We start from the raw sequence: 9,459 nt of genomic DNA, 5'->3' as shown, positions 1-9,459 counted from the left end.
CGTTAATGCCAGTTTCACAAGTAGGATTAGGGCTGGTACTTCGATGAGTGGACCGATGACACCAACAAATGCAGCACCACTTCCAATTCCAAATACTCCAATGGATACCGCAATCGCCAATTCAAAGTTATTGCCAGTGGCAGTAAAACTCACCGCTGCATTTTTGGAATAATCCACTCCAAGTTTGTATCCTAAACCTATACTTAAAAGAAACATTGTAATGAAGTAGAATAGGAGAGGAATCGCAACTCTTACAACATCATCGGTCAGATCAAAAATCATTTCCCCTTTTAGGCTAAACATCACAATGATCGTAAAGAGAAGAGCGACGAGTGTAATTGGAGAAATTTTGGGTAGGAATTTGGATTCATAGTATTCCTTAAATCCAAACCTTTCAAAAGCAAATCGCAATACATACCCAACAAAAAAAGGAATTCCTAAATAAATTCCAACAGTTTTAGCGATTTCAGAAATTTCTATTGGTACTGCTGTTGCCGCAAAACCAAAATAAGGTGGAAGAACAGTGATGAAAAGATAGGCATAGAAACTGTAAAAAAATACTTGAAAGATGCTGTTGAGTGCGACAAGGGCCGCACCATATTCTCTATCTCCATTTGCCAAATCATTCCAAACAATGACCATTGCGATGCAACGAGCGAGTCCGATAAGGATTAAGCCGTTCCTGTATTCTGGCTCATTTGGCAAAAATAGAATCGCAAGAATAAACATGAGAATTGGTCCTACAATCCAATTTAGCACCAGAGATAATGTTAATAGTTTTCCATCACGAAACACTTTGCCCATTTCATTGTATTTTACTTTGGCTAACGGTGGAACCATCATTAGGATCAGTCCAATCGCCAAAGGGATATTCGTAGTACCAACATTGAAATTCGAAAACGTTTCTACTGTTTGTGGCAGAAATTTTCCTAGTATCACTCCAATTGCCATCGCTCCAAAGATCCATACAGTAAGATAACGATCTAAAAATGACAATCGTTTCATTTAACAACAACCTGCTTTTTCTTTTTTTTCATTACTTGGTTTGCAACAAGAAGTAGAAGTCGTTTCGATTTTTTGAATTCCTGCTAATTGTAATGGCATGACCTCGTCTACTTTTGGTTTTCCACAGCTAACTGTTGCTTTGCATTCAGTAGCACCATCTTTTAAATGCATAACGTAAGCAGAGCCGTTGATTTGAGTTTCCGAAACAAAAAACTGTCTCATCGCAGTGGTTTGGTTTCCAAATTCAATTCGCAAAATGGCATCATCAGGGATCGTAATCGCTTTTGCAACTTTCGAGTAGATGTTGCCAATTTTTCCTAGATAAAATCTATCATTTTCTGCTTTGTCCTTCGGTTCCAATACTTGTAGGATGATTTCTTTCCAAGAATCTAAATTGCCACCACAATCAACGGCTTCAATGGTTGCGAGTTTAAATTCAGTAATATGAAAGTTCGGAAAAATTGTCTGATCATTGTGATAAATAAATTTTAACTCCAGATCAGGATACAATTCCATTTGTTGTTTGAATTTGATCCAAGTGAGTGATTCCATTTTTACCTCCATTTTAATTTAATTCTTTTTCTACAAAGTTTTCACAGTAACGTCTGATCTCTTCTCTTGTTTCTGCAAAGGCATTCCGTATCTCTTCATCAGTACCTTGTTTTTTAGAAGGATCAGTGAAGTTATGATGGAATCGTTTTGCATCACTAGGAATGTAAGGACAATTTTCCTTTGCATGATCGCAAACAGTAATGATAAAATCAAAACGAATGTCTTTGTATTCATTCACGTGATTGGAAGTATGACTTGAGATATCAATTCCTACTTCTTTCATCGTAGCGATGGCCTTTGGATTCACTCCATGTGTTTCAATGCCTGCGCTATAAACGTTTGCTTTGTCTTTGGCATAAAAACGCATCCAACCTTCAGCGATTTGGCTCCTACAACTATTCCCTGTACACAAAATTAAAATACTTTGTTTCATCTTAACAACAACCCCCATTTTCCTTTTGGAATTCTCCTATTGAACGAATGCATGTGATAAACTCTTCTGACATTTGATTGAAATTTTCCCAATTGATACAGTAACAAGAGCTTGTTCCTTCCACTGTTCCTTTCACTAACCCACCTTCTTTTAATTCTTTTAAGTGTTGTGACACAGTTGATTGGGCCAAAGGTAATACTTCTACAATCTCGCCGCAAACGCACGTTTGGCGACTGGCCAATACTTCTAAAATTGAGATCCGTGCCGGGTGTGATAATAGTTTGGCAAAGGATGCAAACCTTTGGATGGAATCTTGGAATTCGGATTTTTTATTGATTGCCATAGTATATCGTAAATATACGATTATTGAATCCGCAATTTCACGTCAAGGGATTTTCTCCCTTTTGGGGATCTCCTTAAATCCCAGAACCGTCCGGGATCACAACAGGTTCATCGGAAGTAGGGGTGTCTGGTTTCACGTCCGAGGGAGTGTAACCATGGTCATTTGGTTTTGGACGGTTATCAAAATCACCAGGGCCAGGTTTGTGGTTCCCTTCGACAGAGAATAACCAGCCATCTTCTTGTTTTTGGGACACACCTTGTTCATGAGGGAAGGTGTCTATGGGGCGAATGGTGATGGAAACATATTGGATGAGCCTTTCGTCTTTTTTGGGATCCAAATACGCCAAACTATCGTTACGCCACCTGTTTTTCATCCGTGGTTCCCTACGAAAACTCTTCATCACGGTATCTAATTCTTTTCCATATTTGGAATACAATACCCGAGTGGTTTTTGCTTGGATTACATAATACATCCCACCTTTTCTGTGGAATAAAAACCGATTGGAAATGGTTTGTTTGTTTTCTGTATAATGAAGGACAACAAACACTGATTCGTCAAAACCTGCGATTTCGTTTTCTAATACTTTTTCGCGCACGAGTTTTAGATCAGGGTATTTCGTTAAAAATGTATCAATGGTTTCTTCAATAAAACGATCTAAGTCGTATTCTTTTGTTCGGCGAGCGACATCTATTTGTAAAATCGCTTCTCGATTGGTTTTGGCAATTTGGATCCGCACCGTGTCTGCATGGCGTAAGACTGACTTTGCCCAACCTCTCGGATATTCAAAAGCAAATCCCAAAGAGTCTTCAACCCATGTAGCAGCTTCGATTCCTGTTAGAGTAAGACATAATAAAATTAAGAGGCAGAGTCGCTTTTTCATACTTAAAATATCGGCCAAAGGTACTATGATTATTGATAGTCCATTAATCCTTTTCGCAAATCTGATTTTGGAAAATAACCGATCTTTTCCCAGGAACCATGGTCATAGATCGCAACCGATTCAAGTAATGGTTGCAGGGGTGAACCATGGAATGGTTTTTTCCGAATCCAACTGAAGGTCCGAAAGATCTTTTCTAAAATTTGGGACCAAATCCCAGAAACTGGGATGGGAACTTGGTATTTTTTGGTGATTCCCAGGTTACGGAAGGTATCGATGACTTCTTGGATTGTCACAGCCTCTGGATGGGAGAATACATAAGTCCGCTCTGGTTTCTTACCAGCTAAACATTGTTTGGTCCAAAGGTACATTGCTTCTGTTGCATCTTCGATGTGTAAAATCGACTTTTTCCGTATTGGAGGGATTTTTGGATACACCCCTCGTTTCAGAAGTGATTTTAATTTTGAAATGAAACTTTTTGTGCCTTTTCCGTAGATACTTGCCAGTCGGATCACTGAATATGTTTTGTCTGATTGGAAAACAAAATCCTCTGCCAATGATTTGGTTTTGGCATAAATTGTTTTCCCAAACCGCTCACTGTTCAAAGTTAAATTTGTTTCCTTCGATCCATAAACAGAAATGCTACTGACAAATCCAAAGTATGGGATTTTTTTTTCATTCGCAAATCCAACTAAATGTTTTGTAGAGTTTACATTGATTTGGTAATATGTTTCTTCATTGACCTTTGCTCCAGATACAACGGCCGCTAGGTGTAAAACTAAATCAATCGATTCAGAAATCCCAAAGTCATCTGGTGCATTTATTTTGGCTAAATCTCTTTCATAAAACTTAAAATGTTTATGGTGGCGAAGGTTTTCTGGAAAATGAGAGTGGTTTGTACCTATAGCGATGATTTTATAATCAGAAATTAATTTTCCAATCAATGCCTTACCAAGAACTCCACTCCCACCAGTGATGAGGATTGTTTTTGTCATATAATAAATACCATTTGAAACCAACCAACCAGTGCACCGAGTGCTGCTCCCACAAGGATGAGCAACATTTCATCTTCTTGGAAAGCAGAACGTAAAATCGATTCAAATTCTTTTGGTGGTAGGGCTGACATCCGGTCTCCCATCATGGTTTCAATTTGTAATGATTCTCCTAAATAGGCTTCTAAATGGAAAGCATTTTCGATTGCATTATCGGCCATCGCGATCGCGATCCTTTCTTTGGCTGCATCAAATTCGCTGATTTTGCCTGTTGCATATAAGGCAGGTTTTGCAAGGAAAGTGACAGTGTCGACATGACCACTCACTTCTCTACGGATGATTTCAATGATTTCCTTGGACGCTTTTCCAAAGATGAGTTCGGAGAGGATGTTTTTTGGGGTGAGGATTTTTTCGCTCACAAGTTTTGCATACAACCTGGATACTTCATTTTGCCTTTTTAAAAATAATCCTTGGTACGTCCAAAGTCCTAATACTTTTTTAGGAAGAAGAGGTCGAAAGATCATCTCTAACGCCAAATAATTTGTCAGATAACCAACAATGACCCCTTGGATGGGAAGTGTCCAAGATAGGGGAAAAAAAATCATAAATACCATTTGGACAAGGCCTAATAAAAATCCAAAATAAAAACCAGAACGTTCGATGAAACGAAACTCTGGTGCACCTACTTCTTGGAATAACTCGACCACCAAACTTACGTTACTTCCGGATAATTTTTTTAATACCAAGGCCTTTACATCAAATAAAGAATCAATATCAGCTTGGAGTTTTCGAATCACTTTGCGGATGGTGATCCCACTTTCTCGTTTTACCTTATGATAAATTTCTTCTTTGACAAGGTCAGGGATGATTTCCCAAAGTTTTGGATCTAGGCTATCTGAAAATTCTTTTATCGTGTAACGAATGCTAGAGTCTAGCGCTGGCAAAAAAACAGTTTCTGCTTTTTTTGGATCTACTTTTAAAAAAACCTCTTTGATATTGAGTAGTCGCTCTGTGATCACATCCACAGACTTACTCGCCATTTTGTGTGCCTTTCTAGGGATGATGCCTTGCCAGCCGAGGTAGGGTGGGATTCCTACAAAATGGATGGGGTAAAACGTCATTTTCAGTGCCAACCAATTGGTCACCCAACCCACAAACCCATAGGTAAAGGGGATCATGAGCAATTTCCACCCGCCAACCGATAGCCAAAAATCCCACATATTTCGTTAGGAGTAGGCTTTGGGAGGAAGGGATTGGGCAATCCAAATTCATTTTTAAGTCTATTTTTCCCTCAAATTGTCTAAAAATGGAAATTTTTATCCGATACCCCTAAAAAAGATTTGCATTGTGTACGAAAACAAACTACAACTGGTACACTTTGGGAGTCCTTAGGAATTTCCCGAAGTGATTTGAAAGGAAGTGGCCACAGGCCACAAAGCGAATTTGATTAGAGGGTAAGTCTATGCGCGTTCGAGGGTTGTTCACCATTCTCGTACTCATTTCTTTGGTTTTTGTGGGTTGTTCCCGCAAAAAGAAGTCCATGCCGTTTTGGTTTTTACTTGGAACTGGCGGTGCCGTTTCTGACAGCCGTGACCAAAACCAAAATCCACCCGATTCCAACGGTGTCCCTCTCCCTCCACCTGGTGGCTCCATAGGGGTCACGGATCCAGATGAAATTCCTGGAAACCAATCCGAACAAGAAGTGCCAAACCATGGACCTGCGCGTGTCATTGGATCCATCGTGCCAGTCGTGTCTGGTGTTCCTGCCAATATCGTGTGTGGGAATCCTGGAGCCCCGGCAGCGCCCACTTGTGTTGACCTCACGTTAATTTCCGTTCGCATCGAAGTGGCAAATGGTGATGCGAGTACCCTTGTTGCTTCTCGATACGCAGAAGCGAATGGAAACTTCCAATTTGATTTATCTGACTTACCAAATAACAACTACCGTGTTCTCATTAACACAGGTTATGGTCTAAATTACACTTACCAAGACTTCTCTTATGTGTACGACCCAACACAAACTCCTTTTACTTTAGTCAACGTTGGTAATTTACTTGCAGAAAGGATGTATTACTCAGGTGGCCCTGCTCAGTTTACTGGAGTGGTCACAAGCCCAGGTTATGTGGGAGATGGTGTGAACATCCCACAAGGCCCAGTGGCAGGCATTGTTGTAAACATTGTGGATTCCAATGGAGACACAGTAGGAACAGGTGTTACCGATTCCAATGGCCAATATGTGATCACGATCAATCCTCTTCCTAACGGAAATTATACGGTTGTTTATGTGGGAGACTCTGTTTCCGTTTCTGGCCAACCATTTGCGACAAACCAAGAATCCATTCATTTTACATTTCCTGGAACAAACCCTAACACAGTTGCCGTTTTAGACTTAGGCGAGACATCCCTCCCATGGATGGCTGCTACGGAAAGTGACCTTCTCCTTTCCGGTGTCATCCGGAATGGTGCCCTCGCAAATGACTCATCCACTGTTTTCACAGTCAAACTGAAGAACGAACAAGGTGCTGTCTTACAAACGATTCAAATCACAGGGAATGGCAATTTTTCCATAGAAGGGTTTGAGCTCACAAATGGTGTGTATTACCTTGAGGTATCCAATCCTTCTTTTTATACCGTCACACAATCCTTTTTATTCACCGCAGCTCCGAATGGAGGTGTGAAGTCTGTCACTCTTACCGATCCAATTCTCATCGTTGCAAAACCTTCGATGGTCATTGGTTATGTGAAAGATGCAAATGGTGAACACATTTCGGGTGCAGTGATCAATGTGCGGCCTTCTGCGAACCAAGCGCCATCCAATATTGTTTATCTGAAAGATGATCCAATTTTAGGAAATGCCATCAAATTGTGGATCCTCGAATCATTGAGTGCTGTCGCTGGCACCAATTGTGCGTTAAATCCTACCGGAGCTGTTTGCTCCTGTGCCGTGAACCCAACCGCAACTTGTTTGGCGGCTGTCCAAGGGACAGGACCGTGGGCATACCAAACCTATGCGAACAAATTGTATGAAGTCAATCCTTCCACAAAAGAAGTTTCCTTCCTGGGAGCGAGTGGGCTTTGGGCATACTATATCTCAGCACCTGGTTTTGAAAACTATTGTGGCAACAATGCCGCTCCTTGTTCTTCCAATCCATTGCAAGTGAGTTTAAACGGTGCCACGTACCATGCTGGAACCATTTCCATGACTTCAATCGCCACAAGGTCTCAAATTGCAGGTTCCATTTCTGTTCGTGACAATGCACCGACGGTTAACTCGGTCCATACGGCGCAGACTGGCCTTTTTGTTGTGATGTTGGGCAATACAAATGAATCCGGAGCATCCCTTGTCCATATCACAACCACTGTTTCTGGACAATTTAGTTTTGGTGCAAACTCATATGTTGTCACCTTACCACAAGTGTTACCTGCTCCATTTACGAATGATGACGCAGGAAAAGTAACCTATGCCCTTTACCAATTGGGAACGGGTCTTGCTACGACACTTGCCAATTCACCAAGTGTCGCTCGTGCGAATGACAACACAGCTTCGGTAGACATCATTAACGGATCTGAATACAATTTCCGCCAAAGTTCTTACCAAATCATTGTTGTGGACCGTGTGGCACCTTCTTACCAATCGAGTTATCTAGCAACCAATAGCCTTCGGGTAGACACATCTACTGTGGCTACTAACCTTTATGCCGGAGCTCCTGCAGTATTCCAGCTAAATGGTGTTGTCCTACATAGTGCTCGGGCAACGGTTACTGGTGTTGTGACAGATGCGGTTTCTACTTCCGTTGTGAGTGGTGCCACAATCACACTCGGTCGGTTAGTGGGTGGAAATTTTACTCAAGATGTCAGACGTGACTGTTCTGGAAGTTTTGATGCTCCGAATTGTTCCGTTCCCAATACAAGAACAGCAGGCAGTGACCAACTCGTTGGGTCTGTTTCCTCACAAGCAAACGGAAGTTACAGTTTTCCATACCTTTCTCCAGGTTCTTACCACCTCCGCTTGGAAAAAAATGGAATCACAACTTATTTCCCAGTGGAAGTGGGAACAGGTGGAGGGACCGTTGTCGTGAATACACCAGTGATCACAAACGATGGTCGGGGTCACCTTTCTGGATCGGTGAGAACTCCTGGTGGATTTGCATTCCTTGGAACCTACTCACTTGAGATCGTGGATCCAAATGGTGGAACAGCTCGTCCTACAACGGGTGTGCAACCAGCATCGATCGCAACCGGCTCCACAGCATTTTCAAACGCAAGCCAATACACCATCTTCAATATCAATGCAGGTAGATGGAAAATCCGATTTGTTTCGGCAGGATACCAAACTGTGGAAGGGATTGTGGACATCCAAGCGGATGTGACTACCAATTTTGACATCATCACCTTTGTGCCAGGGAGCCAAACCAGTGGAACCATTTCGGGTAGAGCACTTTCTGCCCTTTATAACACTGGTGTCTGTAACCTAACAGCACGTATCCGACCTGGTGTGAATGTAAAATCAGGTCCTTATGCGATTGATGGAAATGGAATCACCATTCCTTCTGTCAAAACTTCGACTGATGGATCTTATGCGATTCCTTCTGTCCCACCTGGAAACTATACTTTAGAAGTCTCTGGTGCGGGAAAACGAGGGAACTGTACATCAGCACAAGAAAACTATTCTACCACTTATAGAACGGTTGTCTCTGCAGGTTCCGAAACTCCTGCAAACCAAAACATCCTCGTCACTCCTATCCTTGGAGAAAACGAGATGCGTGTGGTCCTCACTTGGGGTGCCAAACCTCGTGACTTAGATTCCCATATGCAATATGGAACAGGTGGAAATGATCGAATTGTATGGAACAATCGAACTCCACTTGGTTCTGGCAATGGTAGTTTGGATTATGACATCACTACAGGATATGGTCCAGAAACCATTACCGTACAGGGATCCATTTGGAACCAACCTAACCGTTATTACAGTGTGTATAACTGGTCAGGAGAAGCGAGTATGGGAATTTCTGGAGCCAATGTTCGGGTGTTCAAGGGAAGTGTAGGGGAAGTAAGGAATTATTCCATCGCTCCTAACCATTCCAATCGTTGGTGGAAACTATTCTGTATCGCACAAGACAAATCCATCACGGATGTGGGAACAGGAAGTTGTAAGGCAACTAACTTTATCGAGCAGTCAATGTATCGGTAAACACTCGATAACTAACTCTCATCTTTTCCAAGTTGGGAACGGATGAGAGGGACTTAACTAAAATAG

At 41.7% G+C, this 9,459-nt stretch carries 8 protein-coding genes; 1 reads left to right on the top strand and 7 read right to left on the bottom strand.

Translation table 11 applies throughout. The annotated features are described in order from the left end of the window. The 7 genes from arsB to EHQ62_RS04475 all read right to left on the bottom strand — a co-directional run. On the bottom strand, positions 1-1,005 hold a 1,005-nt coding region (arsB, locus tag EHQ62_RS04505), incomplete at its 3' end, for an ACR3 family arsenite efflux transporter (protein WP_135641035.1). Next, positions 1,006-1,557, bottom strand: a complete 552-nt coding sequence (locus EHQ62_RS04500) for a DUF6428 family protein (protein WP_244241637.1) — start codon at positions 1,555-1,557, stop codon at positions 1,006-1,008. 13 nt (positions 1,558-1,570) lie between these two features. Continuing rightward, positions 1,571-1,990: an arsenate reductase ArsC gene (locus tag EHQ62_RS04495; protein WP_135641033.1), complete on the bottom strand. Its 420-nt coding sequence runs from the start codon at positions 1,988-1,990 to the stop codon at positions 1,571-1,573. Position 1,991: 1 nt separating this feature from the next. Next, positions 1,992-2,333 (bottom strand): ArsR/SmtB family transcription factor, encoded by a 342-nt coding sequence (locus EHQ62_RS04490; RefSeq protein WP_135641032.1) that lies wholly within the window; start codon positions 2,331-2,333, stop codon positions 1,992-1,994. A gap of 73 nt (positions 2,334-2,406) precedes the next feature. After that, a complete protein-coding gene (locus tag EHQ62_RS04485) occupies positions 2,407-3,213 on the bottom strand; it encodes a hypothetical protein (RefSeq protein ID WP_135641031.1) in 807 nt (268 codons plus the stop codon). 29 nt (positions 3,214-3,242) lie between these two features. Further along, a complete protein-coding gene (locus EHQ62_RS04480; RefSeq protein WP_135641030.1) occupies positions 3,243-4,205 on the bottom strand; it encodes an NAD-dependent epimerase/dehydratase family protein in 963 nt (320 codons plus the stop codon). Next, positions 4,202-5,380 (bottom strand): DUF445 domain-containing protein, encoded by a 1,179-nt coding sequence (locus EHQ62_RS04475; protein ID WP_135641029.1) that lies wholly within the window; start codon positions 5,378-5,380, stop codon positions 4,202-4,204. Before EHQ62_RS04475 ends, EHQ62_RS04480 begins: the two co-directional genes overlap by 4 nt. 284 nt (positions 5,381-5,664) lie before the next feature. On the opposite strand from EHQ62_RS04475, the gene EHQ62_RS04470 reads away from it, so the two are divergent. Then, a complete protein-coding gene (locus tag EHQ62_RS04470) occupies positions 5,665-9,393 on the top strand; it encodes a Cna protein B-type domain protein (RefSeq protein WP_135641028.1) in 3,729 nt (1,242 codons plus the stop codon). Positions 9,394-9,459: the final 66 nt, after the last annotated feature.

It is taken from the genome of Leptospira jelokensis (assembly GCF_004769635.1).
Lineage (GTDB): Bacteria > Spirochaetota > Leptospiria > Leptospirales > Leptospiraceae > Leptospira_A > Leptospira_A jelokensis.
Note: the sequence above shows the minus strand (reverse complement) of the source record. Positions and strands in the feature narration are given on the sequence as shown.

Bases quoted from the DNA above. Each gene is read 5' to 3' on its own strand.
- EHQ62_RS04470 (WP_135641028.1), top strand. From the start codon at position 5,665: ATGCGCGTTCGAGGGTTGTTCACCATTCTCGTACTCATTTCTTTGGTT.
- EHQ62_RS04480 (WP_135641030.1), bottom strand. From the start codon at position 4,205: ATGACAAAAACAATCCTCATCACTGGTGGGAGTGGAGTTCTTGGTAAG.
- EHQ62_RS04490 (WP_135641032.1), bottom strand. From the start codon at position 2,333: ATGGCAATCAATAAAAAATCCGAATTCCAAGATTCCATCCAAAGGTTT.
- EHQ62_RS04500 (WP_244241637.1), bottom strand. From the start codon at position 1,557: ATGGAATCACTCACTTGGATCAAATTCAAACAACAAATGGAATTGTAT.
- EHQ62_RS04485 (WP_135641031.1), bottom strand. From the start codon at position 3,213: ATGAAAAAGCGACTCTGCCTCTTAATTTTATTATGTCTTACTCTAACA.
- EHQ62_RS04475 (WP_135641029.1), bottom strand. From the start codon at position 5,380: ATGATCCCCTTTACCTATGGGTTTGTGGGTTGGGTGACCAATTGGTTG.
- EHQ62_RS04495 (WP_135641033.1), bottom strand. From the start codon at position 1,990: ATGAAACAAAGTATTTTAATTTTGTGTACAGGGAATAGTTGTAGGAGC.